General features: G+C 71.7%; 24 protein-coding genes. 16 read left to right on the top strand and 8 right to left on the bottom strand.

Features of this window, described 5'->3' with window-relative positions; genetic code table 11:
* Nucleotides 1-26 precede the first annotated feature (26 nt).
* Nucleotides 27-743 (top strand): ABC transporter permease, encoded by a 717-nt coding sequence (locus QSK21_RS07705; protein WP_285694622.1) that lies wholly within the window; start codon nucleotides 27-29, stop codon nucleotides 741-743.
* 285 nt (nucleotides 744-1028) lie between these two features.
* On the opposite strand, the gene coaA is transcribed toward QSK21_RS07705, so the two are convergent.
* Entirely contained in the window at nucleotides 1029-1988 is a 960-nt protein-coding gene (gene coaA, locus QSK21_RS07700; RefSeq protein ID WP_285694621.1) for a type I pantothenate kinase, read from the bottom strand.
* Nucleotides 1989-2111: 123 nt separating this feature from the next.
* On the opposite strand from coaA, the gene glmS reads away from it, so the two are divergent.
* Nucleotides 2112-3956, top strand: coding sequence for a glutamine--fructose-6-phosphate transaminase (isomerizing) (gene glmS, locus QSK21_RS07695; RefSeq protein WP_285694620.1), 1845 nt, complete (start codon nucleotides 2112-2114; stop codon nucleotides 3954-3956).
* Between the two features lie 78 nt (nucleotides 3957-4034).
* Here glmS and QSK21_RS07690 read toward each other — a convergent pair whose 3' ends face one another.
* The 3 genes from QSK21_RS07690 to QSK21_RS07680 form a co-directional block, all read right to left on the bottom strand.
* Complete coding sequence (locus QSK21_RS07690; protein ID WP_285694619.1) at nucleotides 4035-4265, bottom strand: DUF397 domain-containing protein; 231 nt, start codon at nucleotides 4263-4265, stop codon at nucleotides 4035-4037.
* 299 nt (nucleotides 4266-4564) lie between these two features.
* Complete coding sequence (locus QSK21_RS07685) at nucleotides 4565-4783, bottom strand: DUF397 domain-containing protein (protein ID WP_285694618.1); 219 nt, start codon at nucleotides 4781-4783, stop codon at nucleotides 4565-4567.
* Nucleotides 4784-4798: 15 nt separating this feature from the next.
* A complete protein-coding gene (locus QSK21_RS07680) occupies nucleotides 4799-5689 on the bottom strand; it encodes a helix-turn-helix domain-containing protein (protein ID WP_285694617.1) in 891 nt (296 codons plus the stop codon).
* 291 nt (nucleotides 5690-5980) lie between these two features.
* Between QSK21_RS07680 and QSK21_RS07675 the strand changes: the two genes are divergently transcribed.
* The 9 genes from QSK21_RS07675 to tsaD all read left to right on the top strand — a co-directional run bounded on the left by QSK21_RS07675 (nucleotide 5981) and on the right by tsaD (nucleotide 15025).
* The gene (locus tag QSK21_RS07675) at nucleotides 5981-6334 is read left to right on the top strand and encodes a holo-ACP synthase (protein ID WP_285694616.1); all 354 of its coding nucleotides are present in this window, start codon (nucleotides 5981-5983) and stop codon (nucleotides 6332-6334) included.
* 53 nt (nucleotides 6335-6387) lie between these two features.
* On the top strand, nucleotides 6388-7926 hold the full coding sequence (locus QSK21_RS07670) for an NAD(P)H-hydrate dehydratase (RefSeq protein ID WP_285694615.1): 1539 nt from the start codon (nucleotides 6388-6390) through the stop codon (nucleotides 7924-7926).
* 132 nt (nucleotides 7927-8058) lie between these two features.
* The gene (alr, locus tag QSK21_RS07665) at nucleotides 8059-9267 is read left to right on the top strand and encodes an alanine racemase (RefSeq protein WP_285694614.1); all 1209 of its coding nucleotides are present in this window, start codon (nucleotides 8059-8061) and stop codon (nucleotides 9265-9267) included.
* Entirely contained in the window at nucleotides 9260-10480 is a 1221-nt protein-coding gene (locus tag QSK21_RS07660) for an alpha/beta fold hydrolase (protein ID WP_285694613.1), read from the top strand. The genes alr and QSK21_RS07660 overlap by 8 nt, the downstream gene beginning before the upstream one ends.
* Before the next feature lie 413 nt (nucleotides 10481-10893).
* Nucleotides 10894-11325 (top strand): tRNA (adenosine(37)-N6)-threonylcarbamoyltransferase complex ATPase subunit type 1 TsaE, encoded by a 432-nt coding sequence (gene tsaE, locus QSK21_RS07655; protein ID WP_285694707.1) that lies wholly within the window; start codon nucleotides 10894-10896, stop codon nucleotides 11323-11325.
* 141 nt (nucleotides 11326-11466) lie between these two features.
* Nucleotides 11467-12741, top strand: coding sequence for a hypothetical protein (locus tag QSK21_RS07650; protein ID WP_285694612.1), 1275 nt, complete (start codon nucleotides 11467-11469; stop codon nucleotides 12739-12741).
* Nucleotides 12742-12807: 66 nt separating this feature from the next.
* Nucleotides 12808-13494 carry a tRNA (adenosine(37)-N6)-threonylcarbamoyltransferase complex dimerization subunit type 1 TsaB gene (gene tsaB / locus QSK21_RS07645; protein WP_285694611.1) on the top strand — a complete coding sequence of 229 codons (687 nt, stop codon included), beginning with the start codon at nucleotides 12808-12810 and terminating at the stop codon, nucleotides 13492-13494.
* A 26-nt stretch (nucleotides 13495-13520) separates the two neighbouring features.
* The gene (rimI, locus tag QSK21_RS07640; protein ID WP_285694706.1) at nucleotides 13521-14006 is read left to right on the top strand and encodes a ribosomal protein S18-alanine N-acetyltransferase; all 486 of its coding nucleotides are present in this window, start codon (nucleotides 13521-13523) and stop codon (nucleotides 14004-14006) included.
* Nucleotides 14003-15025: a tRNA (adenosine(37)-N6)-threonylcarbamoyltransferase complex transferase subunit TsaD gene (gene tsaD, locus QSK21_RS07635; protein WP_285694610.1), complete on the top strand. Its 1023-nt coding sequence runs from the start codon at nucleotides 14003-14005 to the stop codon at nucleotides 15023-15025. Before rimI ends, tsaD begins: the two co-directional genes overlap by 4 nt.
* A gap of 796 nt (nucleotides 15026-15821) precedes the next feature.
* On the opposite strand, the gene QSK21_RS07630 is transcribed toward tsaD, so the two are convergent.
* The 3 genes from QSK21_RS07630 to QSK21_RS07620 form a co-directional block, all read right to left on the bottom strand.
* Nucleotides 15822-16772: a phosphotransferase family protein gene (locus tag QSK21_RS07630; RefSeq protein ID WP_502871523.1), complete on the bottom strand. Its 951-nt coding sequence runs from the start codon at nucleotides 16770-16772 to the stop codon at nucleotides 15822-15824.
* 163 nt (nucleotides 16773-16935) lie between these two features.
* A complete protein-coding gene (locus QSK21_RS07625) occupies nucleotides 16936-17994 on the bottom strand; it encodes a hypothetical protein (protein ID WP_285694608.1) in 1059 nt (352 codons plus the stop codon).
* 310 nt (nucleotides 17995-18304) lie between these two features.
* A complete protein-coding gene (locus QSK21_RS07620) occupies nucleotides 18305-19534 on the bottom strand; it encodes a class I SAM-dependent methyltransferase (RefSeq protein ID WP_285694607.1) in 1230 nt (409 codons plus the stop codon).
* Between the two features lie 247 nt (nucleotides 19535-19781).
* Between QSK21_RS07620 and groES the strand changes: the two genes are divergently transcribed.
* The 4 genes from groES (at nucleotide 19782) to QSK21_RS07600 (ending at nucleotide 23682) form a co-directional block, all read left to right on the top strand.
* On the top strand, nucleotides 19782-20090 hold the full coding sequence (groES, locus tag QSK21_RS07615) for a co-chaperone GroES (RefSeq protein ID WP_502871522.1): 309 nt from the start codon (nucleotides 19782-19784) through the stop codon (nucleotides 20088-20090).
* A 156-nt stretch (nucleotides 20091-20246) separates the two neighbouring features.
* Entirely contained in the window at nucleotides 20247-21869 is a 1623-nt protein-coding gene (groL, locus tag QSK21_RS07610) for a chaperonin GroEL (protein ID WP_285694606.1), read from the top strand.
* Between the two features lie 287 nt (nucleotides 21870-22156).
* Nucleotides 22157-22864, top strand: coding sequence for a sigma-70 family RNA polymerase sigma factor (locus QSK21_RS07605; RefSeq protein ID WP_395109485.1), 708 nt, complete (start codon nucleotides 22157-22159; stop codon nucleotides 22862-22864).
* Nucleotides 22861-23682 carry a hypothetical protein gene (locus QSK21_RS07600; RefSeq protein WP_285694605.1) on the top strand — a complete coding sequence of 274 codons (822 nt, stop codon included), beginning with the start codon at nucleotides 22861-22863 and terminating at the stop codon, nucleotides 23680-23682. Before QSK21_RS07605 ends, QSK21_RS07600 begins: the two co-directional genes overlap by 4 nt.
* A 54-nt stretch (nucleotides 23683-23736) precedes the next feature.
* Here QSK21_RS07600 and QSK21_RS07595 read toward each other — a convergent pair whose 3' ends face one another.
* Complete coding sequence (locus tag QSK21_RS07595) at nucleotides 23737-24123, bottom strand: DUF5319 domain-containing protein (RefSeq protein WP_285694604.1); 387 nt, start codon at nucleotides 24121-24123, stop codon at nucleotides 23737-23739.
* Between the two features lie 295 nt (nucleotides 24124-24418).
* Here QSK21_RS07595 and guaB point away from each other — a divergent pair, with 295 nt between their 5' ends.
* Nucleotides 24419-25921, top strand: coding sequence for an IMP dehydrogenase (gene guaB / locus QSK21_RS07590; protein ID WP_285694603.1), 1503 nt, complete (start codon nucleotides 24419-24421; stop codon nucleotides 25919-25921).
* The last annotated feature ends 26 nt before the right edge of the window (nucleotides 25922-25947 follow it).

Below are 25947 nucleotides of genomic sequence, written 5' to 3'. Positions count from 1 at the left end.
AGCGCAGTGAACGAGGCGGGGAGAGCATGAACTCGACGATCGCGATGATCACGCTTCGGTCGATGCTGGGGCGGCGGCGGGCGCTGATCCTGCTGGGGCTGCCGGCGTTGATGCTGGTGCTGGCGGGGATCCTGCGCGCCACCGGGATCGCCGACATGGAGGTGTCGGTCACCGTCCTGCAGCGCATCGCGCTGATGACCCTGCTGCCGCTGCTGGCGCTGATCGCGGGGACCGGGGTGATCGGCCCGGAGATCGACGACGGCCAGATCATGTACGTGCTGACCAAGCCCGTGCCGCGGCAGGTGATCGTGCTGACCAAGCTGGCGGTGGCGATCGGGCTGGTCGTGGTGTTCGCGGTGCTGCCGACCCTGGTGGCCGGGCTGCTGCTGATCGGGACGGCCGAGGGACTGGCCTCGGCGTTCACGGTGGGCGTGCTGGTGGGCGGCATCGCCTACGCCGCGATCTTCGTGGCGCTCGGTGTGGTCAGCCGGAACGCCGTCACGGTCGGGCTGCTGTACGCGCTGGTGTGGGAGAGCCTGCTGGGCAACTTCGCGCCGGGCGCCAGGTCGGCGTCCGTCCAGCAGTGGGCGCTGTCGGTGACCGACGCGCTGACCGGCGCCGCGGACGTCACCTCGACGGTCGACCTGGGCGTGGCGGTCCCGCTGCTGGCGCTGGTGACGGTCGCCGGCGCGCTGCTCGCCGTGGTACGGCTGCGCTCCCTGTCGGTGGCCAGCGCCGAGTGAGGCCGGTGAGGCGCGTAGGACGTGCCAGGGGACGCGCGGGTTGACCCGGTGACCCAGCTGGACCACATCGCCCGCGTTGTCTTGTAGGTGGAGCGAGAGACCGATACCGCCTGCCACCGCTGCCGCTGCCCCGGCGCCCAGGCGACGGCCAGGCCGGACGGTGGTTCGAGGCCGGGGACGACACGCTGCGCCCGCCTGGCGGCCTTCTTCCAGGGCGGATCGAGCAGAGGCTCGGGAAGGGAGTCCATGGCCCGGAACCCTAGGACACGGGCCCGACAGGACGGGTCAGATCCGCCGGAGCCGAAATCGCTGGACACTGTGGTCGCGGGCCTTGTGCAGGACGAGGGTGGCGCGGGCCCTGGTCGGCAGGATGTTCGACACCAGGTTGATCTCGTTGACATCCCGCCAGATCCGCTGCGCGAACGCGGCCGTCTCGTCCTCGTCCAGCTCGTGCGCGTACTTGTGGAAGTACGACCGGGGGTCGGTGAACGCGGTGCGGCGCAGGGCGAACAGCCGGTCGATGTACCATTGGCGGATGTCCTCGACCCGCGCGTCGACATAGATCGAGAAGTCGAAGAAGTCCGACACGCCGAGCTGTCCGGGCGGCGGCGCCTGGAGGACGTTGAGGCCCTCCACGATCAGGATGTCGGGGCGCCGCACCACCTGCGACGCGCCCGGGACGATGTCGTACTCCAGGTGCGAGTAGACCGGGATCTCGTGCTCGGGCGCCCCCGCCTTGATCGACGAGACGAACCGCACCAGCGCCCGCCGGTCGTAGGACTCGGGGAAGCCCTTCCTGTCCATGATCCCGCGCTCGGTCAGGATCCGGTTGGGGTACAGGAAGCTGTCGGTGGTGACGAGTTCCACGGTGGGGTGCTCGGGCCAGCGCGCCAGCAGGGTCCGCAGCAGCCGGGACGTGGTGGACTTGCCGACCGCGACGCTGCCCGCCACGCCGATGATGAACGGGGTGGGCTCCACCCGTTCCCCCAGAAACGTCCCGACGGTGTCCCGCAGGCCGCCCTCGGCCAGGAAGAACAGGTTGAGCAGCCGGGACAGCGGCAGGTAGACCTCCTCGACCTCGGTGATGTCGATCGGGTCACGGAGGCCGCGCAACGCGTCCAGCTCGCCCGGTGTCAGCGGCAGCGGGGTGTTCTCCCGGAGCGCGCGCCAGGCGTCGCGGGAGAGTTCCACGTAGGGGCTGGGAACGCTGTGAGGACCAGACACGCTGTTCCATCCGCTCGTCATGGTTGAACAGTAATCACCGGTCTCACGCGTATACCGGCGCTTCCGCGGTCGTTCACGCTATAGCCACGCCTCTACGGTGGATGAAGGTGGGGCCCGGGAAGGCGACCGCATAGGCTTGCCCCCATGTGCGGAATCGTTGGGTACGTCGGCGCCAAGCCGGCATTGGACGTCGTGGTCGAAGGGCTGGCGCGGCTGGAGTACCGCGGCTACGACTCGGCCGGGGTGGCCGTCCTGGCCGACGGGAGGCTGACCACGGCCAAGCGTGCGGGGAAGCTGGTCAACCTGCGCAACGCGCTCGAAGAGGAGCCTCCGCCCGCCGGCACCACCGGGATGGGGCACACCCGCTGGGCCACGCACGGCCCGCCGAACGACCGCAACGCGCACCCGCACACCGACTGCACGGGGACGGTCGCGGTCATCCACAACGGGATCATCGAGAACTTCGCCAGGCTGCGGGCCGAGCTGGAGGAGGCCGGTCACAAGCTGCGCTCCGACACCGACACCGAGGCCGTCGCGCACCTGCTGGAGGACGAGCTGAAGCGGGGCGGCGGGCTTCCCGACGCCATGCGGCGCGTGTGTCGGCGCCTGGAGGGGGCCTTCACCCTGGTGGCCGTCCACACCGGCGACACCGACCTGGTGGTGGGCGCCCGCCGCAACTCACCGCTGGTGGTCGGCCTGGGGAAGGGCGAGAACTTCCTGGCCAGCGACGTGGCCGCGTTCATCGCCCACACCCGCGACGCGATCGAGCTGGGCCAGGACCAGGTGGTGGAGCTGCGTCCCAACGGGGTGGTGGTCACCGACTTCGCCGGGCGTCCCGCCGAGGTGAAGGAGTACCACGTCGACTGGGACGTGTCGGCCGCGGAGAAGGGCGGCTACGACTACTTCATGCTCAAGGAGATCGCCGAGCAGCCGCGGGCGGTCGCCGACACCCTGCTCGGCCGGATCGGCACCGACGGCCGGCTGATCCTGGACGAGATGCGGATGCCCGACCAGGAGCTCCGCGAGGTCGACAAGGTCATCATCGTGGCCTGCGGCACCGCCAACCACGCCGGGCTGATCGCCAAGTACGCCATCGAGCACTGGGCCGGGCTGCCCTGCGAGGTGGAGCTGGCGCACGAGTTCCGCTACCGCGACCCGATCCTGAACCGCTCCACGCTGGTCATCGCGATCTCCCAGTCGGGGGAGACGATGGACACGCTGATGGCGGTCCGGCACGCCCGCGAGCAGCACGCCAAGGTGCTGGGCATCTGCAACGTCAACGGCTCCACGCTGCCGCGCGAGTGCGACGGCGTCCTGTACACCCACGCGGGGCCGGAGATCGCCGTCGCGTCCACCAAGGCGTTCCTCACCCAGCTCGTGGCGGTGTACCTGATCGCGCTGTACCTGGCGCAGGTGCGCGGCACCAAGTGGGGCGACGAGGTGTTCGCCATGATCCAGCTCCTGGCGCAGATGCCGGAGAAGGTGGACAAGGTCCTGGAGACCATGGAGCCCGTCCGGGAGCTGGCCCGGTCGCTGGCGGGCGAGCGCTGCGTGCTGTTCCTGGGACGGCACGTGGGCTTCCCCGTGGCCCTTGAGGGCGCGCTGAAGCTCAAGGAGCTGGCGTACATGCACGCCGAGGGCTTCGCGGCGGGTGAGCTCAAGCACGGCCCGATCGCGCTGATCGAGGAGGGCCTGCCGGTCGTGGTGGTGGTCCCGCCGCGCGCGCGGGACGTGCTGCACGACAAGATCGTGTCCAATATCCAGGAGATCCGGGCCCGTGGCGCCCGCACCATCGTGATCGCCGAGGAGGGCGACACCTCGGTCGAGCCCTACGCCGACACGCTGATCGCCGTCCCGGCCGTGCCGACGCTGCTCCAGCCCTTGGTGACCACGGTGCCGCTCCAGGTGTTCGCCTGCGAGCTGGCCACCGCCAAGGGACACGACGTCGACCAGCCGCGCAACCTGGCCAAGTCCGTCACGGTCGAGTAGCGGGGCGCGCGGATCGCCGCCCGCGTACGCCGTGCGGACGGTCGCCGGGCGCGTGCGGGTCGCCCTGACGGCCCCGGGTCAGGCGCCGCGTTCGGGCATGTCCGAGTCGCCTGCTTTGAGCCGGTGCAGCAGGGCGCGCCACGCGCCGGGTTCCAGCACCAGGGCGCCGGCGGCGGGCAGCGTCCCGTCCCTGATCGCGATCAGGGGTCCGGTGGGAGCCTCCGCCCGGGCGACCTCCACGCAGCCGTTGTTGGTCTGGCAGCGTCTGCTCCGCCGCCAGCCGTGCCCGCTCGTCCCGTCGGTGAGCATCCGATCTCCTCGCCGTGGCCCGGCGCGCCATGGCCGGTACGCCGTGGCCACCGTGCCGGCCACGGTGCCGGCCGCCGTGTGGCCACCCTGCGGCCACCGCGGTGTGGCCGACGCCAAATGCCTCCAAACGCCATTAAAGGTCACGAGTCGGCTGACCTGCCCGCCACCGCATACTGGCGCGCCATGCCGGGGTGGGTGACCGGCCGGACACCACGGCCCCGGCACCATGCCCCCCGGCAGCATGCCCCCGGACATGACGAAGGCCCGGGCGGAGGTTCCGGCCCGGGCCCAGCGTGTCCTCAGGAGGACGGTTCGAGATCCCCTCGCTTGATCCGGTCGGTGAACGAGCGCCATTCCCCGGTGGAGAACAGCAGGACCGGGCTTGCGTCGCCGTACGTGGCGTCACGGGCGGCGATCGCCCGTGACGGGGCAAGTGCGGCGATTTCGACGCAGGAGCCGTTGGCGGCGCAACGGCTGCTCTTGCGCCAGGAGATCGGGTCGGTTTCAGCGGAGGCCACGCGACATCCTTTAGTTCAGTGGCTGCGATTCGATACTTGTTCCTGCCATGCGTTGAGAATCTCCGCGATGAAGTCCCGGGACTCGGCGGCACCCAGCGCCGCCTCGGCCAATGTGTCGTGGGCGAGACGGAAGAGATGGGTGGTCATCTCGTCCTCGAAATGGCTTACCGCCAGACTCTCGGTATGCACGATATCGGGGAACGTGACGTCATGGGAAGCAGCGAACTCAAGCAGCGTGAAAGAGCCCTCCATGAGTGGGTGTGGCGCATTCATTGGGAATACCTGGAGCCGTACATTGGGCAACTGCATAATGGTGGTCAGATGCCGCATCTGATCCAGCATGACCGAATTATCCCCGACCAGTCGCCAGAGCACGGATTCGTCGATGATGACCCACAATTCCGCCGGGTCGGGGACGCGGTGCAGGATGCCCTGGCGCCGCATCCGCACCTCGACCCGCCGGTCGATCTCGCGCGGCGGGGTCGCCGCGATGGTGTTGTAGCCGGACACGACCGTGCGGGCGTACGCCTCGGTCTGCAGCAGCCCCGGGATGATGTGCGTCTCCCACTGCCGGATCAGGCTCGCCTCGTCCTCCATGGCGATGTAGTCCGGGTAGCCGCCGATGAGGTCGCGATACTCCTCCCACCAGCCGCGTTCGGCCGCGTCCCGGGCCAGCGCGATGATCTCCTCCCGGCGCGGGCCCTCCACCTCGTACAGGTCGAGCAGCAGCCGCACATCGGCGATCTTGGCGCCGGTGCGGGCGTTCTCGATCCGGCTCACCTTGGCGGTCGACCAGGCGAGGCGGTCGGCGACCTCGTCTCCGGTCAGCCCGTTCTGCTCGCGCATCCGGCGCAGTTCGGCGGCGAGCCGGCGCTGCCGGACGGAGGGACGGGGGGATGCGCTCATCGCTGCGGCCTCTCCACCCCTGCCGAGCCCTTCCCGCGCGGCCCGCGCCATTGCGACGCCGCGGCGGGCTAAGGCTCTCCGATGGGGATTCTTCAAAACTGTGGGGTACGGGATCGCCCGTGTAGAGGAAACCGTAACTTGCACGGCAACCTGCGCGCGCGGGTATTCGATCGGAACGCCACTGTATTCCGAGCGACAGGGATCGCGTGGTCGCGCCAGGTCAGGCGCGGCACGGCGGATTGGCCGGCGGGTGCGAGGGGACGGAGGGTGCCGCCGTGGGATTCTGGACGGGTGATCGTGGGTGTGGGCATCGACGTCGTGGACATCGCCAGGTTCGAACGTGCGCTGGAGCGCACCCCGGGGCTGCGGGGACGTCTGTTCACCGAGGTGGAGCGTGACCTGGCCGGGCGCTCGCTGGCCGCCAGGTTCGCCGCCAAGGAGGCGCTGGCCAAGGCGCTGGGCGCGCCGCGCGGGTTGCAGTGGACCGACGCCGAGATCGGACGGGCCGGCGACGGCCGTCCGACGCTGAGCGTCACCGGGACGGTCGCTGCCGCGGCCGCCGAACGCGGCGTCACCCGCTGGCACGTCTCGCTCAGCCATGACGGCGGCATCGCCACCGCCATCGTGGTCGCCGAGACGGGATGACCGGGATGACCTGGGCAGACTCGGGAGTGGACTGACGTGGGGACGGAGGGCGGATGAGGTACGCGCACGAGGTCGGCAAGGTTCGGGCGGCCGAGCGGGCGCTGATGGCGCGGCTGCCGGAGGGCACCCTGATGCAGCGGGCCGCGGCCGGGCTCGCGGCCGTCTGCGCCGGGCTGCTGGACCAGGTGTACGGCGCGCGTGTCGTGCTCCTTGTGGGCAGCGGCGACAACGGCGGCGACACCCTGTACGCGGGCGCGCGCCTGGCACGCCGCGGGGCACGGGTCCACGCGGTGGCGGCCGGTTCGAAGATCCACCCGGAGGGGCTGGCCGCGCTGAAGGCGGCCGGTGGCCGCGCGGTGCCGCCCGAGTCCGAGGCGGCCGAGCTGATCGCGGACGCCGACCTGGTCATCGACGGGCTGACCGGGATCGGCGGGTCGGGTTCCCTGCGCGAGCCGCACGCCACGCTGGCCAAGCTCGCCTCGGCGTCCACCGCGACCGTCGTGGCCTGCGACGTGCCCAGCGGTGTCGACGCCGGCACGGGACGGGTGGACGGCGCGGCCGTGCGCGCCGACGTCACCGTCACCTTCGGCACCCACAAGCCCGGCCTGCTGATCGACCCGGGCGCGGCGCACTGCGGCGTGGTGAAGCTGGTCGACATCGGTCTGGGACCCCACCTGAGCGACCCGGACGTGGTGGCCGCCTGGCCCGAGGACGTCCAGCCTCCCGAGCCGCGTTCCGAGTCGGACAAGTACCGGCGCGGCGTCGTGGGCATCCTGGCGGGCGGCGAGGGCCTCACGGGCGCCGCCGTCCTGTGCACGGGAGGCGCCGTGCACGGGGGCGCGGGCATGGTGCGGTTCGCGTCCGTCCCGCACGCGGTGGAGCTGGTACGGCACCGCTGGCCGGAGGCCGTGACCACGGTGATCGAGCCCAAGCCGGACGCGCTGGGGAAGATCGGGCGGGTGCAGGCGTGGGTGGTGGGCCCCGGCCTCGGGACGGGCGAGGGGGCCGAGTCGCTGGTCGAGGCCGTGCTCGCCACGGACCTGCCCGTCCTGGTGGACGCCGACGGGCTGACCATCGTGGCCCGCCGCCGTGAGCTGCTGCGCCGCCCGTCCCCGACCGTGCTGACCCCGCACGCGGGCGAGCTGTCCCGGCTGATCGACGCGGACCGGGAGGCGATCGAGGCGCGGCGGCTGGAGCACGTGCGCCGCGCCGCGTCGGAGCTGCCCGCCACCGTGCTGCTCAAGGGTTCGACGACGCTGGTGGCCGAGGTGGACCGCCCGGTCCGGGTGAACCCGACCGGCACGCCGTGGCTGGCCACCGCGGGGACGGGCGACGTCCTTTCCGGCCTGATCGGGGCGCTGCTGGCGGGCGGGATGGCGCCGCTGGACGCCGCGGCCGCCGGGGCGTACCTGCACGGGCTCGCCGGGCGCATCGCCACCGCCGGACCGCCCGCGGTGGCCGGGCCGTCCGCGCCGTTCCTGCCGTCCCCGCCGTTCACGGGCAAGGGGACGGACGGGCGCGCCGCCGAGGCGCCGATCAGCGCGTATGACGTCATCGAGGCGCTGCCCGCCGCCTTCCGCGCGATCTGGTGACAGAGGGTGAAGCAAGCCTGGCGAACCCCATAGCGGACGCTTGCGTCCAAAAGGGAAAGAAATCCCGTGGGATGGGCCCTGCCGCGCGTGACCAGGCGCGATCACGGCACGGAGGCGGCACACTTGGTGACCATGAGCAGTCCTGCGGAGGCACGCGTCGACCTCGGCGCGATCGGCGACAACGTCGCGCTGCTGCGCGACCGGGCCGCCGGTGCCGAGGTCATGGCCATGGTGAAGGCCGAAGGGTACGGACACGGGCTGGTGCCCGCCGCCCGCGCCGCGCTGGCGGGAGGCGCCACCTGGCTGGGGGTCGCCAAGCTCGCCGAAGGGCTGGAACTTCACGAGGCCGGGCTCGCCGGGCGCAGCGGCGTGCGGACGCTGGTCTGCCTGGGCGTGCCGGGGGAACCCTACGGCAAGGGCGTCCAAGCCGGGCTCGACCTGGCCGCGGGCGCGCCGTGGCTGGTCAAGGAGATCGCGGAGGCCGCACGCCGAACGGGCGTTCCCGCGCGGATCCACCTCAAGGCCGACACGGGGATGTCACGGGGCGGCGCCACCGGCGAGGACTGGCCCGCCCTGGTGGACGCGGCGCTGGCGGCCGAGGCCGAGGGCCTGCTGCGGGTCGTGGGCCTGATGTCGCACTTCGCCTGCGCCGACGAGCCGGGCCATCCGTCCATCGGGCGCCAGCTCTCGGCGTTCCAGGAGATGGTGGAGCACGCCGAGAAGGCCGGGATCCGTCCCGAGGTGCGGCACCTGTCCAACTCCGCCGCCACGCTGATGATCCCCGAGGCGCGGTTCGACCTGGTGCGTCCCGGGATCGCCGTGTACGGGCTGACCCCGGTGCCGCGCGAGGGCACGTTCGGGCTCCGTCCCGCCATGACGCTGGTCGCGGGTGCGGCGCTGCTCAAGCGCGTCCCTGAGGGCAGCGGCGTCTCCTACGGCCATACCTACGTCACCGGCCGTGGCACCAACCTGGCGCTCGTCCCGGCCGGCTACGGCGACGGCATCCCCCGGCACGGGTCGAACGTGTTGGAGGTGCTGGCCGCCGGGCGGCGGCGCCGGATCGCCGGCCGGGTCTGCATGGACCAGTTCATGATCGACCTCGGCGACGACACGCTGGCCGCCGGGGACGAGATCGTCCTGTTCGGGACGGGCGAGCGCGGCGAGCCGACCGCTCAGGAGTGGGCGGACGCGCTGGGAACGATCTCGTATGAGATCGTCACGCGCATCGGGTCACGGGTGCCCCGGGTGTACACGGGGGGTCCCGGGGCCGGTCCCCCCAGGAGCGCGAAGCCTGGGAACGCGGAGCCCGGGAGCGTGGGAACAGGGAGCGTGGATGGTTAGCAAGCGCGGGCGCAGGATCGGCATCGCCGGGGCGGTCGCGGGCGTCGGCGCGGCCGGGATCGGCGCCGCCGTGGGGCTCCGCCGGCTGGCGGTGGGCCGGGTCAGGCTGCGTCCCGACCCGGACGCCGACGAGCCGTTCGGCCAACTGCGCGGAAACGCGCTCACCGTGCTGGCCGACGACGGGGTCCCGCTGCACGTGGAGATCGACGAGCCCGACGACGCGCCTCTCACCGCTCTCGGGACGAAGCCCGGCGGGTCCGGTGGGTCCGGGGGTCCGCCTCCGGGGGATCGGCTGACGATCGTGTTCAGCCACGGCTACGCGCTCAACCAGGACACCTGGCACTTCCAGCGCCGCGACCTGCGGTACTCGCTCGACAGCACGGTGCCGGGCGGCGGGGACGGCGCGCGCGGCAGGAGGCAGGCCGGTCGCGGGCGGCCCAGGCTGGTGTTCTGGGACCAGCGCAGCCACGGCCGTTCCGGGCGCAGCAAGCCCACCCACGCCACGATCGAGCAGACCGGCGAGGACCTGTACGCGGTGCTGCGCGCCACCGTCCGTCCCGGCGGCGAGGTCGTGCTGGTGGGCCACTCGATGGGCGGCATGTCGATCATGGCGCTGGCCGACCGGCATCCCGAGGTGTTCGAGGCGGGGCGCGACGGCCCCCGCGTCGTGGGCGTCGCGCTGGTCAACACCTCGTGCGGCAACCTGACCGAGATGACGCTGGGCCTGCCGATGGTGCTGGCCAAGGTGCTGCGGCCGCTGGCGCCGGGCACGCTGCGCGGCCTGGGCCGCCGTGCCGACCTGGTGGACCGCGCCCGCGCGCTGGGCGCCGACCTGGCCTTCATCGTCACCCGCCGGATGGCCTTCGCCGACCGGCGGGTGAGCCCGACCGTGGTGGACTTCCTGGAGCAGATGATCAGGGCCACCCCGATCGACGTGATCGCCGAGTTCTATCCGGCGCTGATCGCCCACGACAAGCTGGACGCGCTGGAGACGCTGGGCCGGGTGCCCGTGCTGGTGGTGTCCGGCGGCGAGGACCGGCTGACCCCGCCCGAGCACGGCCGGAACATCGCCGAGGCTCTGCCGGACGCCGAGTACGTCGAGGTCGGCGACGCCGGTCACGTGCTCCCGCTGGAGTACCCGGGCGTGGTGACCGGCGGCCTGCGGCGGCTGGTCGACCGGATCCGCGCGGGACGTGAGGAACGCTCCGCCTGACCCTCGATTCGCGCTCGGGCCCCTGATCGCATGTACTGGAAGCGCGCGGTCGATCGGCGATTTCGCCTATGCCGCCGCGGTGAGGGAGCGGCAGGGGCGGTTCCGGATACGAAAGGCGTTTCCGGGTGACGCCGTTGAACCGCAACAAAGTTCCATAAGCCCAAGGAAGTCCGAGGAAGCCGGAGGAAAGGGAAGAAAATGCTCGTCCTGATGCGGCCGTGCGGCACCGGGAACTCGCATGGTGCGGGGGATGCCGCGCTCGGCATGCGTGCCGCGTTCCGGCGGAACGGCGGCCATGGACGGGCGGCCGGGAAATGAGCGAGATGAGGCAGGAGCGGAGCGAGCACAAGGCCGCGGACGAGACCCCGCACAAGAGCGTGGAGATCCACCTCGAAGTGCCCACGGCGGCCGGCATGCGGTCGCTCGGCGCCCGTCTCGGGGCCCTGCTGCGCGCCGGGGACCTCCTGGTGCTCACCGGCGACCTGGGGGCCGGTAAGACCACACTTACGCAGGGTATCGCCGAGGGGCTGAAGGTGCGCGGGCCGATCACCTCGCCCACCTTCGTCATCGCGCGGGTGCACCCTCCGCTGGCGGACGGGCCCGCGCTGGTCCACGCGGACGCCTACCGGCTGGGCGGTTTCGCCGAACTCGACGACCTCGATCTCGACGCCATCGCCGAGGATTCGGTGACGGTCGTGGAATGGGGCCGGGGGCTGGCGGAAGGGCTCGCCGACGGCCGGCTGGAAGTGATCATTGAGCGCGGCGACGACGCTTCGGAGACCCGCGAACTAAAGATCATCGGGGTCGGCGAACGCTGGTCCGGACTGCCCGCCGAGCTCGCTTGACACCCCGCGACTCACCCGACACGAGAATCTTTCGTGTTTTTACCCTAAGCCTGGGGGATCTCACATTACGGCGGGATGACATACTCTTTGCCGAACGAACCTCACCTTCAAGGCATATCAGCTTTCCCTCGGAGGGTTCCGGTGAGCGGTAACCATCGCGGCGGAGGTCAGCGGACAGACGGCCCCGGCTGGGAGGCCGACCGGAACCGGCAGAGCGGCGGTTACCCTACGGAAAGCGGCGACTACGGATACAGACCCTCCAGTGGGAAGGAGTACGACCCGAGAAGTGGCGAGTACCGCACGGTGAGAGGCGGCTACCTCCCCGCCGACTACGGCGCGCCCGACCGTGACCAGGACCCCACCCGCACGGGCGGCGGCTACGGCTCCGGTGGTTACACCACGGGCGGATACGGCTCCGGCGGCTACCCGGCCGGATCCGGCGGCTCGGGTGGCTACAGCTCGGGTGGCTACGGCTCGGGCGAGTACAGCACGGGCGGCGGTGCGTACAGAAGCCGGGAGAGCGGTGGCTACGGCGTGAGCGGCAGCGGCGCGTACGGTTCGCGCGGCGACACGTACCGTCCCCAGGGCGGCGGCAGCGGGGACTACGGGCTTCGCGGCGCCGAGTACGGCTCCACCAGCGGCGACTACCGGCGTAACCAGCCTCCGCCCCGCAGGTCGCCCAGCAGCGGCGGGTACCGGACGGGCACGGGAAGCCACCGCATCGTGCGCGAACGCAGGACCGGGCGTAAGAGGCTCCCGTTCATCCTGGCGGGTGTCGTGGGGGCCGTCGGCGCCAGCGTGCTGGCCGCCTTCGTCCTCCTCGGCGGGGTCGGCTCGGGCGGCGACGACGCCGGGCAGGTGGGAACCGCCACCGCCGGGAGCTCCCCGACCTCCAAGGCCGAGCGCTCCATCGTCCCCGACGCCTGCGAGCTGCTGAACAAGCAGGTGGCCGACAAGCTGGCGCCCAAGGCCGACCGCACCCGCGCCGACAACTACCAGAGCAGCGACCGGCGGAACCAGTGCGTCTGGGGCGCCTACACCGGCGACAACAAGCGGCAGCTCACCGTCGAGCTGCGCGCCATCGAAGGGGGGCCGAACCAGACCCCCACCGATGTCGCGCGCGGTGTGTTCGACAACGAGCGCAAGGCTGACGAGTCCGGCAAGTCCCTGCTCGCCGGGCAGGAGCTGACCGAGAAGGCGCCGATACAGGGCGTCGGCGACGAGGGCTATGTCGTCTACAGCGTGGACGAGTCCCAGGGCTCCGGCGAGGCCATCGCCAACATCCGCGTGGTCAACGTCCTGGTCACCATCCACTATTCGGGCGGCAACGGCGGCAAGCCCCTCAATGCCGACAGCGCGGTGGGCGGCGCCACCGAGGCCGCCAAGAGCGTCGTGGGAGCCCTCGGCTCGCGCTGAGGCCGGAGCACTGCGCGTCCCGCGACGCGATCCGGTCACGCGGCGCCTACAGTACGCTTTCCATCCGTGCTGGTCTTGGCTTTCGACACCGCGACGGCCGCGGTCACCGTCGCCTTGTACGAGTGGTCGCCGGGCGAGGGCGTGCGGCCCCGCGGCTCGGCGGACGGTGTCGACCGGCGCAGGCACGCGGAACTGCTCACCCCCGCCATCGCCGACGTGATGGCGGAGGCCGGGGCCGCCCCCGCCGACCTCAGCGCGATCGCCGTGGGCGTGGGCCCGGGCCCGTACACCGGGCTGCGGGTGGGGCTGGTCACCGCGCGGGCCATGGGCGAGACCCTGCGCGTACCGGTGCACGGCGTGTGCACGCTGGACATCATCGCCTGGGCCTCGGGACGCACCACCCCCTTCGCCGTCGCCACCGACGCCCGGCGCAAGGAGGTCTACTGGGCCCGGTACGCCTCGTCCAAGGAACGGGTCACCGAGCCCGCCGTGGGCCGTCCCGCCGACGTACTGGCCGACCGGCCGGACGCGCTGCCGGTGATCGGCGAGGGGGCGGCGATCTACGCCGACGTCCTGGCCGCCTCGGGAACCTCGCCGGAGCCGCTGCTGCCCACGGCCGGGGCGCTGGCCGAGCTGGCCGTGTCCCGGCTCTCCGGCGCCCCCGGACCGGAACTGCTTCCACCCGACCCGCTCTACCTGCGCCGTCCCGATGCCAGAGAGCCGGGGCCACGCAAGAAGGTGACCCCGGCGTGAGCGGCACGGGCCTGAAACTGCGCCGGATGGAGACCGCCGACGTCCCCGCGGTGCTGCGGCTGGAACGGACCCTGTTCCCCGACGACGCCTGGTCGGAGGAGATGCTGCTCGGCGAGCTCGCCGACCAGCCCCGCACCCGTCACTACGTGGTGGCCGAGGCACCCGGCGGCGAACTCATCGGCTACGCAGGGCTCGCCGCCGCGGGCGACCAGGCCGATGTGCAGACGATCGCCGTCAAGCCCCAGCGGCAGGGCGGCGGCGTCGGCACCGCCCTGCTCACCGAACTGCTGGACGAGGCGCGGCGGCGCGGCGGCACGGAGGTGTTCCTGGAGGTACGGGCCGACAACCACCGGGCGCGGAGGCTCTACGAGCACTTCGGGTTCAAGCGGATCGGCCTCCGCAAGGGCTACTACCAGCCGTCCGGAGTCGACGCGATCGTGATGCGCCGCCGGCTGGACGTCACCGCCCCGCCCCACCCCACCGGCTCCGCGCGGGAGGACCAGACACCGTGATCCGAGACTCCGAGCCCCTCGTGCTCGGCATCGAGACCTCCTGCGACGAGACCGGCGTGGGCATCGTCCGCGGCCACACCCTGCTGGCCGACGCCGTCGCCTCCAGCGTGGAGGAACACGCCCGGTTCGGCGGCGTCGTCCCGGAAGTCGCGTCACGGGCCCACCTGGAGGCCATGGGGCCGACCGTCGAACGCGCCCTGGCCGACGCGGGCGTCGCCTTCGACGACCTCGACGCGTTCGCGGTCACCGCCGGCCCCGGGCTGCCCGGGGCGCTCATGGTCGGCGTGGCCGCCGCCAAGGCGTACGCGCTGTCCCTCGGCAAGCCCCTGTACGGAGTCAACCACCTCGCCGCCCATGTGGCCGTCGACCAGCTCGAACACGGCGCCCTGCCCAAGCCGTGCGTGGCCCTGCTGGTCTCGGGCGGACACTCCTCGCTGCTCCTCGTCCCCGACATCGCCGGTGAGGTGCTCCCGCTCGGCGCCACCGTGGACGACGCGGCCGGCGAGGCGTTCGACAAGGTCGCCCGCATCCTCGACCTCGGCTTCCCCGGCGGCCCCGTCATCGACCGGCGCGCCCGCGAAGGCGACCCGGCCGCGATCCCCTTCCCCCGCGGCAAATACGACGACGGCACCTACGACTTCTCCTTCTCCGGCCTGAAGACCGCGGTGGCCCGATGGGTCGAAGCCAAAGAACGCGCCGGAGAACCGATCCCCGTGGCCGACGTCGCCGCCTCCTTCCAGGAAGCCGTGGTCGACGTCCTCACCCACAAAGCGCTCAAGGTCTGCCGCGACAACGGGGTGAAAGACCTCCTCATCGGCGGCGGCGTCGCCGCCAACTCCCGCCTGCGCGCACTCGCCCAGGAACGCTGCGACGCGGCAGGCATCCGGCTACGAGCACCCCGCCCCAAACTGTGCACCGACAACGGCGCCATGGTCGCCGCCATGGGCGCCGAACTGATCTCCACCGGCCGCCCCCCATCCCCACTGGACCTGCTGGCCGACAGCGGGCTTGCTTTTTAGGCAAGCACGAGCTGCGCTCCTCGCCTGGCGGCTCGTCGCTTGTCGTGCTTGCGGCGATCGCTGCATCGCTCCGACTCGCCCAGGGGCTCGCTCCGCGATCAGGGTCTCGCTTCGCTCGCCCCTGCCTTCGGTCGCGATCGCAACGCCTGGCCGCCGTCCGGGGCTGGGGTGACGGGCTGGGGTGGGTGCTGTGTTTATTGGCGGTGCCTGCGGCGTCGGGCGCTGGGCGCCCTCCTTCTCCGGCACCGCGTGCGATCGCTGCATCGCTTCGACTCGCCCTGGGGCTCGCTTCGCGATCAGTTCCTCGCAGGCTCGGAACTGCCTTCGGTCGCGATCGCAACGCCTGGCCGCCGTTCGGGGCTGGGGTGACGGGCTGGGGTGGGTGGACCCCAACCCCGAACGACCCCAAGCACCACCATCGCGCCCAAACCCACGGACGAGCGCCAGCGAGACCCTGACCGCGCAGCGAGCCCCCCAGGGCGAGGAGCGCAGCTCGCGGATGCAATAACCACCTCGCACCCACCCCCAGCCCCCAACGCCAGCCCCGAACGGTCGCCCAAGCGTTGCGATCGCGACCGAAGGCAGGGGCGAGCGCCAGCGAGACCCTGATCGCGCAGCGAGCCTCTAGGCGAGTCGGAGCGATGCAGCGATCGCCGCAAGCACGACAAGCGAGGAGCGCCAGCGACGAGCGCAGCTCGTGCTTGCAATAAAGTCGGAGCGATGCAGCGATCGCCGCAAGCACGACAAGCGAGGAGCGCCAGCGACGAGCGCAGCTCGTGCTTGCAATAAACACGGGTTAGGTGTATTGCGATAGGACGGCGGCTAGGTAGTTCTCTACTAGGGGGATGGTGGCCTCGCCTATGTGGTGGGTGTCGTCCTCTGGGAGCAGGTCTAGGACGGAGCGCAGGTCCCAGTACGGGTCGTGTGCGTAGCCGCCTGAGACCTGGTCGAAGGCGGACACGAACTGGTCGGCGGCGCGGGAGCCGTAGCGTAGGGCGAGGTGCAGGCGCATGTGGGCGATGTCGATGGCCAGAGGGCCGTATGAGGCGTCCGACCAGTCGACGATCCCGGTGAGCCTGCCGTAGGACCACAGGGTGTTGTCCGGGTTGTAGTCGCGGTGGATGAAGACCGAGGGCGCGTCGGGTGCGGGTCTGGACGCCATCTCGAAGGCGCGTTCCCACAGCGCGGGGCGTAGCGCGTGCCGGGGTGGGCGGCGCTGGTCGAGCCTGTTGTACGGGACGTAGGGCGGCATGCTCGCCCCGCCTGCCCTGCCGTGCACCGACAGCAGCGCCGCGGCGAGCTGGATGAGGTATTCGGGCAGGTCGGCGGGCGCTGGACGGGGTGGATGCCCGCCGAGCTGGGTGATCAGGAGGGTGGGCGCGTCGCAGTAGGCCCCGGCCGGGTCGGCGGCGATCAGTGCCGGGGTGGGGACCTCGCAGCCCGCCAGTAGTGTCAGCGCGGCGATCTCGCGTTCCGGGGAGAACTCGGCGTCGGCGAAGCGCGGGTCGCCGCCGCGGGAACGGGCGCCGGTGCGGGCCCAGCGGCGCAGCACCAGGCGGTGCGGGCTGCCCGACGGGCTCTCGACCAGCAGCGCGTGGTTGGCGTGCGCGGAGCCGCCCGCCAGTGGCCGCAGCAGCCGCACCTCCGCTCCCCGGCCCAGGCACTCCTCCACCCAGCGCAGCGTGGCGCGGCTGGGTTGCGAGCCGGTCGGAAGGCAGGGTGCCGATGGGTGCGTCACGAGATCCATGAAAACGGATGGGGCCGCGAATCGGGAGTGATTTTGCGAAGACGGAACGTAACAAAATGCACGTCATCGAGGTGCCTTGATGGCAATGCTTCGGACGGTTCCGTCGATTGCCGGACAAACCACAGGATGCGCGGGGCGGTCTCGGGCCTTCCTTTTGACGTTCTCAATCCTTGTCCTCGCGGCGGGTCCGCAGCAGTGCCTCGGCCAGCGCCAGCATCGTCTCCTCCAGCGTGCACAGGCGCTTCAGCATGTCCTCGTGGGCGCGGGTGATGTGGTCCTCCACCGACTCGGCCCGGCGGTCCACGTGGCGCGCCACGGTCGCCTCGACCTCGTCCCGGTCGGGCCGGGCCCGTAGCTGTTCGAGCAGCGGGTCGACGGCGTCGGCCAGGTGCTTCTCCAGCGCGTCGAACCGGTCGCCGTGGTCGAAGGCGGGCCGCCTGACCAGCTCGTTCACCTTTGTCTGAAGCTCGTCGAGGGCGGCCAGCCGCCCGTCCAGCTTGCCAGACAGGCCCTCCAGGCGGCCGTCGAGACCGTCCAGCCTGCCGCCGACGCCCTCCACCCGGCCGGTGACCGCCTCCAGTCCCTGCTCCACCCGGTCGGCCATCTCGCCCAGCGCGTGGTCGACGCGGGTGGACACCGCGTTGATCGAATGGTCCAGCCGTTCGGCGCGGTGCCCCAGCTCGGCCAGCGACTTGTCGAGCCGGTTGAAGCGCACCGAGGCGGCCTCCATGCCGCCCTGGAGCCGGTCGAGCCGCTTGGCCATCTCCTCCATGCGCTGGGACGCCTGCCGGGTGGCCTCGGCGATCCGCTCCGCCGAGTCGATCGCGGTCTGGACGCGCGCCAGGGCCTCGTCCACGTTCTCGGCCATCACGCCGACGTCGGCCCACAGAGCGGGCAGCTCGGCGACCGGCTTGACCCGTTCGCCGACCGCCTCGATGTGCTCGGCCAGCCCCTCGGCCCAGCCGGGCGGCTTGCCCGACAGCTCCTCCACCTGGCCGCGGACGCCGTCGAGCTGCCCCGTCAGCCCGCCCAAGCCCCCCTCGCGCACCTCGCGCAGCGCCCACTCCACGCCTTCGAGGCGCTGGCGGATGTCGTCCAGCGCCTGGCCGCCGCTGGACCGCTGCGAGTACACGTGGTCCTGAGCCGCACGGGCGAGCAACTCCCGCATACGGTCGGAGACCGGCTGGCCTCCCGTCTGCAGGAAGTTGTGATTCGTTTCCACCCGATGCTCCTTCGTGCGCGTTCGGAAATGGACGCGCGGTAATCAAATCCGAACCGTCAACTGTAGTGCGCGCGTGACACGCCCCCCACGCCGATCCAAGGACGGTTATCGCGCCGCGGGAAGGAAAAGGGCGATCCGGCCGGGCGGGATATCCGGTGGTTTCCGGCGAGACCGGCGGAAGGCGGTGAAGACCGCGTCGGCAGCGGAGTTCGACAGGTCCGGCACGGCAAGATCATTTTATTGGCCGGCCGGGGCGGATGTGGGTTCGCGCCTTTTCGCAGGCGAATGCAGGACGAAGATCTCCGGTCTTTTATGGTGCCCGGCTTGTGAGCAGGGCGATCGGGTCATCGCCCACCCGGGTGAGCACCAGCGTCAGCTCACCGCCGTCCCGGTCCGCCGCGCGGCGGCCGAACCCCAGGTCGTGCCGCAGCCGGTCGATATCGATCGCCGAGCCGCGTTTCTTGATCGTGAGCGAGCCGGGGCGGCGCCGGCGCAGCTCGGCGCGCAGCCGCTTGACCGAGAACGGAAGCACGTCCTCGATCTCGTACGCTGCGGCGAACGGGGTCGGCACCAGCGTCCCGGAGGTGATGTAGGCGATCCGCGGGTCGGCCAGCCATCCGCCGACCCGCGCCGCCACCTCGGCCACCAGCCCGGCGCGGATCACGGCCCCGTCCGGCTCGTACAGGTAACGGCCCCAGCCCCCGACCGGCGGCTCGCCCAGGCCCTCCTCCGGGGTCAACGTCGTGATCTTCCCACCCGCGCCGTCCCTTGGGATGAGGGTGGCGCGGCGGCGTGCCGAGGCGGGCCCGGCCAGGTCGCCGAGCCAGAGCGCCGCCTCCTTGACCTCGCCGCCGACCGAGATCCATTCGGCCTCCACGGCGTCCCAGATGGCCTCGTGCGGGATGCCCGGCGCCACCTTCACGCAAGCGGCGGGAGCCTGCCGCGCCAAGGCGAGCACCGCGTCCAGGGGCGGTTCGTACGAGCGGGGGTCGAAGACGCGGCCCCGCGCGGTGCGACGTCCCGGGTCGGCGAACACCGCCGCGTACCCGGCGGGGTCCTGAGCGAGCGCGTCGCCCACCCGTACGGAGGCCAGGCCGTCCAGCCCCAGCGCGGCCAGGTTGGCGCGGGCGACCTCGGCGGTCAGCGGGTCCCGCTCGACGCCCTCACCGGGGCATCCGGCGCGCGCCCGCGCGATCAGGTCCGCGCCGATGCCGCAGCCCAGGTCGAGCACCGTCCCCTTGGTGCCCAGCACGTCGGCGAAGCGGCGGGCGCGGTAGGCGGCGACGCCGGCCCGGGTGGACTGCTCCAGCCCGGCATGCGTGAAGTACATGACATCGGCGTCCAACCCGAACTTGGCGCGGGCCCTGCGCCGCAGGCGCGCCTGCGTGAGGGCGGCCTGCACCAACTCGGGTGGGTGCTGCCCGCGCAGCCGCGTGGCGGTGGCCAGCAGGCCGCTCTCGCTCAGGTCCGATCGCATGGCCGCCGCCAGCGCCTCCCGGCCTTCGGGAGCCCGCAGGTCACCGAACGCCTGGAGGTCCATAAGGTGGACGTTAACCGTTGGGAGGACGTTCGCTCACGGCGTCTCCCGTACGGCCGTGTTCATGTTGACTGGCCACCGGGCACGGAATAGTCTCCATGCTGGCACTCTCGATGTGAGAGTGCCAACACAGCGACAAGGTCGGTCTGGCACCCGCGACGACAGGCCGGTCCGGGGTCGCCTCTTCTGTCACAGTTGCCGGTCGGCCAGCCTTGGCCGGCCGAGGATCAATCGAAGGGGAGGTCAGATCGTGACGACCGCCACCAAGGTTGCTCTCAAGCCGCTCGAGGACCGCATCGTCGTCCAGCCGCTTGAGGCCGAGACCACCACCGCGTCGGGCCTGGTCATTCCCGACACCGCCAAGGAGAAGCCCCAGGAGGGCACCGTCCTGGCCGTGGGCCCTGGCCGGGTCGACGACAAGGGTGAGCGGGTGCCGCTCGACGTGAACGTCGGCGACGTTGTGCTCTACAGCAAGTACGGCGGCACCGAGGTCAAGTACAACAACGAAGAGTACCTCGTCCTCTCGGCCCGCGACGTCCTCGCGATCGTCGAGAAGTAAGCACGCAGCACGTGATGCACCGCCCCGGACCGGCCCGCTGCTAGCAGGGGCGGCCGGGGCGGATCGCGTTGCCCGCCTGGCGCGCGTCCGGCCGCCGCGGCCCTCATCGGGCAGGCGTGCCGTACGCGCCGCCGTACATGAAGTGGAGTTTCCCGCATGGCGAAGATCCTGGAGTTCGATGAGGACGCTCGCCGGGCTCTTGAGCGCGGCGTCAACGCTCTCGCGGACGCCGTCAAGGTGACGATCGGCCCGCGCGGCCGCAACGTCGTCATCGACAAGAAGTTCGGCGCGCCGACGATCACCAACGACGGCGTGACCATCGCCCGCGAGGTGGAGCTTGAGGACCCCTACGAGAACCTGGGGGCCCAGCTCGCCAAGGAAGTGGCGACCAAGACCAACGACATCGCCGGTGACGGCACCACCACGGCCACCGTGCTGGCGCAGGCCCTGGTCCGCGAGGGCCTGCGCAACGTGGCCGCCGGCGCCTCGCCGCTGGCCCTCAAGCGCGGCATCGACCAGGCCGCGCAGCACGTGTCCGACCAGCTGCTGAAGGCGGCCAAGGAGGTCGGCGAGCGCGAGTCGATCGCGCACGTGGCCACCATCTCCGCGCAGGACGCCCAGATCGGCGACCTGATCGCGGAGGCGTTCGACAAGGTCGGCAAGGACGGCGTCATCACCGTCGAGGAGGCCCACACCTTCGGCCTTGAGCTGGAGTTCACCGAGGGCCTGCAGTTCGACAAGGGCTACCTGTCGCCGCACATGGTCACCGACCCCGAGCGCATGGAGGCCGTCCTGGAGGACGCCTACGTGCTGATCGTGGACGGCAAGATCTCCAACGTCCAGGAGTTCCTGCCGCTGGCCGAGAAGGTCGCGCAGACCAAGAAGCCGCTGCTGGTGGTGGCCGAGGACGTCGAGGGCGAGGCGCTGGCGCTGCTGGTCGCCAACAAGATCCGCGGCACGTTCGTCTCGGTCGCGGTCAAGGCGCCCGGCTTCGGCGACCGCCGCAAGGCGATGCTCGGCGACATGGCCACCCTGACCGGCGGCCAGGTGATCAGCGAGTCCATCGGCCTCAAGCTGGACTCGATCGGCCTGGAGGAGCTGGGCCGGGCCCGCCGGATCACGGTCACCAAGGACGCCACCACCATCGTGGACGGCGCCGGCGCGGCCGACGAGATCCAGGCCCGGGTCAACCAGATCAAGGTCGAGATCGAGAACAGCGACTCCGACTGGGACCGCGAGAAGCTGCAGGAGCGGCTGGCCAAGCTGGCCGGCGGCGTCTGCGTGCTGCGCGTCGGCGCGGCCACCGAGGTGGAGCTGAAGGAGAAGAAGCACCGCCTGGAGGACGCGATCTCGGCGACCCGCGCGGCCATCGAGGAGGGCATCGTGTCCGGCGGCGGCAGCGCGCTGGTGCACGTGGCGAGCGGCGGCTTCGACGCCCTCGGGCTCTCGGGCGACGAGGCCACCGGCGCCGAGGCGGTCCGCCGCGCGCTGGTCGAGCCGCTGCGCTGGATCTCCGAGAACGCCGGCCAGGAGGGCTATGTCGTGGTCTCCAAGGTCCGCGAGCTGGACCAGGGCCACGGCTACAACGCCGCCACCGGCGAGTACGGCGACCTCATCGCGCAGGGCGTCATCGACCCGGTGAAGGTGACCCGCAGCGCGGTCACCAACGCCGCCTCGATCGCCGGCATGCTGCTCACCACCGAGGCACTGGTGGTCGACAAGCCGGAGGAGGAGGAGCCCGCCGCGGCCGGCGGCCACGGCCACGGGCACGGCCACTGACCCGCGCCCGCTGACGGCCATGTGACGGCCATGTGACGGCCATAGGAGGATCCCCGCCGGGTTTCCGGCGGGGATTTCTCTTTTGTCCGGTTTGTGCGTATGTCGTGGATTACTTGCGGTTCACTGTTGTCCGGGTTGTTTGTTGACGTTTGTTGTGCCGCGAGGGGGATGGCTCGCACACATCGGGGTCGCCCGAACGCGATGCGTGACAATCCCGTCCCCGCCCTGACACTGTGACCATTCCGTTGCCGTTCACAGTGGAGACAGGCCCGACCGCGCTGGGCATCATGCTCAACGTGACCGAGGGATGCTTCGCCGGGACCACGACCGCGCGCGCTGCCGACCCCTCGGAGGGGACGGCCCCTCCAACCCCCCGCGATGCCGGCCGCGGGGTGCGGGCGCTGCGCATAGCGAAAGCGGTCCAAGCGAGTGCCGACGAAGGGGACCTCAAGGAACTCACCTCTCTCGCCGTCGAGGGTGACCCGAGCGCCATCGAGGTGCTGATCGGGCACGTCCGCCCGATGGTCGTCCGCTACTGCCGGGCCCGGCTCGGCCGGGTCTCCGGGCAGTACCACATCGCCGACGACGTGGCGCAGGAGGTCTGCATCGCGGTGCTGTCCGCGCTGCCGCGCTACCGCGACATGGGACGCCCGTTCGCCTCCTTCGTGTTCGGCATCGCCGCGCACAAGATCGCGGATGCGCTGCGCAGCGCGGTCCGCGCCGCGGTCCCCACCGAGGACCTGCCGGACGGCCCGGACGACCGGCCCGGGCCGGAGGAGACCGTGGTCCGCTACATCGAGGCGCAGCGCGCCCGCGACCTGCTCACGCGCCTGCCCGAGCACCAGCGCGAGCTGGTGCTGCTGCGCGTGGTGGCGGGCCTGTCCGCCGAGGAGACCGGTAACGTTCTGGGCATGTCCGCGGGAGCGGTGCGGGTGGCGCAGCACCGGGCGCTGGCCCGGCTCCGGGCGATGGCCAGAGAGGAGTCGATCGCTTGACGGAACGGAGCCAGGGCGCCCCGGATCCGGACAAGTCGGTTATCGAGCGCCCCCTGCCTTCGGCCTCCGGCGCCGTCATCCCGATCAACGGACGCGCGGCCCCCGAACCGCCGCCGGAGCCGGTGCCGCTGACGGGCGACGCGTACGCCGTCCGCCGCACCGACGCCCTCATCGACGCCCTCGGAGGCCGCCGCACGGCCGGCGACGACCCCGGTCTCGGCCTGGCCCATGACCCGGCGGTCAACCTGCTGAAGGCCCTGCTCAGGGACGTCAACGAGCCGTCCGTGGCCGCTTCTCCCGACCAGGGGGCGGACGGGCCCGACCGGACGGGACCGCCGCGGGGCCCGCGCCGCCGCGGTTCCCGCACGATCGTGGCGCTCGGCGTGGCCGGTGCCGTCCTGGCCACCACCGGTGTCGCCGCGGCCGGTCCGGGGGAGGCGCCCCCGCAACAGGACGCCGCGGGGCCTGTCGAGGACATCTCCAAGTCCTCCACGCCCTCCGCAACCGCGGCCACGGAGACCGGGACGACGGTCCTCGCGGGACCCCCGGCCCCCGTACGGCGCCCGCCCGAGCCCGAACGCGACCGCCCAAGCGAGGACACGAAGTCCAGGGAACGCAAGGACGGGCGGCGCGAAGGCCCGCTGGCGCGCGGCCCGTTCAGGCGAGGCGGCTTCCCCTACCACTCGATGCGGGCGGACCGCACAGGCCGGAGCGAAGCCTCGTTCCCGGACGGCAGGCCGTCCCGCATAGGGGAGTCCCTGATCCGCAAGGGATGGCGCGTAAGGCTCGGCGTCCCCGACCCCTGGCGGGACCGCTGACCAGCAGCTCGTCAGTGCGCTTCGACTAAGTAGTGCGCCTCGACCCGCCGGAAACTAGGATTCCCTGCCTTCTTCGCTGTCGATGACGCCGTCCACATAGCCGCGGGCGTACTCCCAGCTGACGTAGTCGACCGGGTCGGGGGACAGGGCCGGTTCGTGGACCCTGGGAAGGCCCTGGTCGAGCAGGTGGCGCAGGTTGCCGTGGAGCAGGTCCCAGTCGATGTAGTGCGGCCTGCCGCAGTCGCCGCAGTCGACGGTCAGCCCCCGCACGCCGAGCGGCTCCAGCAGGGCCCGGAAGACCTCCAGGTCGGCGAGGTCGGCCAGCACGTCCTCCCGCTCCGCCACGCTGAGCGGAGCGGCATCCTCGCCCGGGTCGCCGAGCGAGGCGGCCGGGTCCTCCGGGTCGCCGGCGAACGGGTCGAGCGGCGCGTCGTCGTGCACCCCTCCACGCTACTGCGGCGGCCCCCGTCCAGTGCACCCCCCGCGTCCATCCGCGTGTGATCGGCCCTGTCCAACCGTCAGGACGTCCTGACGGTCACAACGGAAGTCTGACGGGCTTTTGGCGGGAATGCAGGCATGAAACCGGGCGTTCTGGGATGTCACCAACACCACTCACCGTCGCGGCCGAAGCTCCGACGGGTGGCGGGCACAGGTCCTACCATGGGACCCACGCCGCCATGACCTGCGCGATCAGGGTCGGTCGCCGCCCACCGGCACCACCAGGGGAAGGGTAGTCATGAATCCCGCAGCCGAGCCCGCCGCCATCATCCCGGAGGGCCTGACCTTCGACGACGTGCTGCTGCTCCCGGGCTACTCGGATCTCCAGCCGGGCGAGGCGGACACCACCACCCGGCTCACCCGCGAGGTGACCCTGAGGATCCCGCTGGTGTCGGCGGCGATGGACACCGTCACCGAGTCCCGCACCGCGATCGCGATGGCCCGCCAGGGCGGGATCGGGGTGCTGCACCGCAACATGTCCGTCGAGGAGCAGGCCGCCGAGGCCGACCGGGTCAAGCGGTCCGAGGCCGGGATGGTCACCAACCCGGTGACCTGCCTGCCGGACGCGACCCTCGCCGACGTCGAGGAGCTGTGCGCCCGCTACCGGATCTCCGGCGTCCCGGTCACCGACGTGCGCGGCGTGCTGGTCGGCATCGTCACCAACCGCGACATGCGCTTCGAGACCGACCTGTCCCGGCCGGTGCGCGAGGTCATGACCCCGATGCCGCTGATCACCGCCCCGATGGACGTGAGCCGGCAGGACGCGTTCGCGCTGCTGTCCCGGCACAAGGTCGAGAAACTGCCGCTGGTGGACGGCGACGGGCGGCTGCGCGGGTTGATCACCGTCAAGGACTTCACCAAGAGCGAGCAGTATCCGGCCTCCACCAAGGACGCCGACGGCCGGCTGCTGGTCGCGGCGGCCGTGGGCGTGGGCGAGGACGCCGTGCGCCGCGCCAAGGCCCTGGTCGAGGCGGGCACCGACGTGATCGTGGTGGACACCGCCCACGGCCACTCCAAGGGCGTCGCCGACACCGTCGCCGCGGTCAAGGCCGGCTGCGGGGTCCAGGTGGTCGGCGGCAACGTCGCCACGTACGCGGGCGCCAAGGCGCTGGCCGAGGCCGGGGCGGACGCCATCAAGGTCGGGGTGGGCCCCGGCTCCATCTGCACCACACGCGTGGTGGCGGGCGTGGGCGTCCCGCAGATCACCGCGATCGCCGAGGCCGCGCGGGCGGCCAAGGAGGCGGGCATCCCGGTGATCGGGGACGGCGGCCTCCAGTACTCCGGCGACATCGCCAAGGCCATCGTGGCCGGTGCCGACACCGTGATGCTGGGCAGCCTGCTGGCGGGCGTGGAGGAGTCGCCCGGCGAGCTGATCTTCGTCCATGGCAAGCAGTACAAGTCGTACCGGGGCATGGGCTCGCTCGGCGCGATGCGCAACCGGGAGCGCGGCGGCTCCTACTCCAAGGACCGTTACGCGCAGGCCGAGGTCGCCAGCGAGGAGAAGCTGATCCCCGAGGGTGTGGAGGGGCAGGTGCCCTACCGTGGCCCGCTGGCCAACGTCGCCCACCAGCTCGTCGGCGGACTGCACCAGTCGATGTGGTACGCGGGCACCCGCACCATCCCCGAGCTTCAGGAGCGCGGCCGGCTCATGCGGATCACTTCCGCCGGGCTCAAGGAGAGCCACCCCCACGACATCCAGATGACCGTGGAAGCCCCGAATTACCAGGGACGCAACCACTGACCGTAGCATCGTCCCCATGGCTGCTG

Origin of the sequence: Actinomadura sp. NBRC 104412, from assembly GCF_030269515.1 — a bacterium.
Taxonomy (GTDB): domain Bacteria; phylum Actinomycetota; class Actinomycetes; order Streptosporangiales; family Streptosporangiaceae; genus Spirillospora.
The sequence above is the reverse complement of the archived record's forward strand: the minus strand, read 5'-3'. Positions and strand labels throughout refer to the sequence as shown.